The sequence below is a fragment of the Streptomyces sp. NPDC007808 genome (assembly GCF_042868655.1).
Lineage (GTDB): Bacteria > Actinomycetota > Actinomycetes > Streptomycetales > Streptomycetaceae > Streptomyces.
The window spans coordinates 1-1,079 of sequence record NZ_JBIAEQ010000025.1; the positions used below are offsets into that span (position 1 = coordinate 1).

A 1,079-nucleotide genomic window follows, 5' to 3' on the forward strand; every position below is an offset into this window, starting at 1 on the left:
CTAGGTGTGCTGTCCCAGGACGTTGGTGACAGGCGACACGCCTTGAGCGGTCCTTGAACGAGGCGAGGGCCTCTGGGTTCGGTGTGGATTGCGACATCTACAACCGACTGCCAGGAGGCCCTCGTTGTTCCACCGTAACGCCCCGCTGACGGCGACCGGCAGGCTGCGTCTGGCCCGGTGTGTCGTCGAGGACGGATGGCCGCTGCGCAGGGCCGCCGAACGCTTCCAGGTCAGCCACACGACCGCCGCCCGCTGGGCAGCCCGCTACCGCCAGCACGGGCCCGCCGGGATGCAGGACCGCTCCAGCCGCCCCCACCACCAGCCTGGCCGCACCCCGGACACCCTCGAGGAAAAGGTCGTGCGCCTGCGCCGCGAACACCGCATCGGACCGGTGCGGCTGGCCGCCCGCACGGGCATCGCTGCCTCCACCGCCCACCGCATCCTTGTCCGGCGCGGCCTGCCCGCCCTCGCCGCCTGCGACCGGGCTACCGGCGAACCCGTACGCCGCTTTGAGCGCGCCCGGCCCGGCGAGCTGATTCACATCGACGTCAAGAAGCTCGGCCGTATCCCCGACGGTGGCGGCCACAAAGTCCTCGGCCGCCCGGCCGGCCGCGCCAACCGCAAGCGGTCCACGACCGGCTACGCCTACCTGCACACCGCCCTGGACGACCACTCCCGCCTGGCCTACACCGAAGACCTGCCCGACGAGAAGGCCACCACCTGCGCCGGCTTCCTGCGACGAGCAACCGCCTGGTTCGCCGCCTGCGGCATCACCGTCGAGCGGGTGATGACCGACAACGCCTGGGCCTATACCAAGAACACCTGGCGCGACACCTGCCGCGACCTGGGCATCGGCCCTCGCTGGACCCGGCCCTGGCGGCCCCAGACGAACGGCAAGGTCGAGCGTTTCCACCGCACCCTGCTCGACGAGTGGGCCTACCAGCGGCCATACACCTCAGACGCCGAACGACAGGCAGCGTTTCCCGACTGGCTGGACTGGTACAACTACCACCGACCCCACACCGGCATCAGCGGCCAAACACCAGCCAGCCGCGTCACCAACCTGTCCGGTCAGCACA

At 70.5% G+C, this 1,079-nt stretch carries 1 protein-coding gene; it reads left to right on the forward strand.

Annotated elements, in window-relative coordinates:
- Nucleotides 1-124: 124 nt before the first annotated feature.
- A partial coding sequence (locus ACFYNL_RS39735) for an IS481 family transposase (protein WP_388813153.1) occupies nt 125-1,079 on the forward strand: 955 nt, incomplete at its 3' end.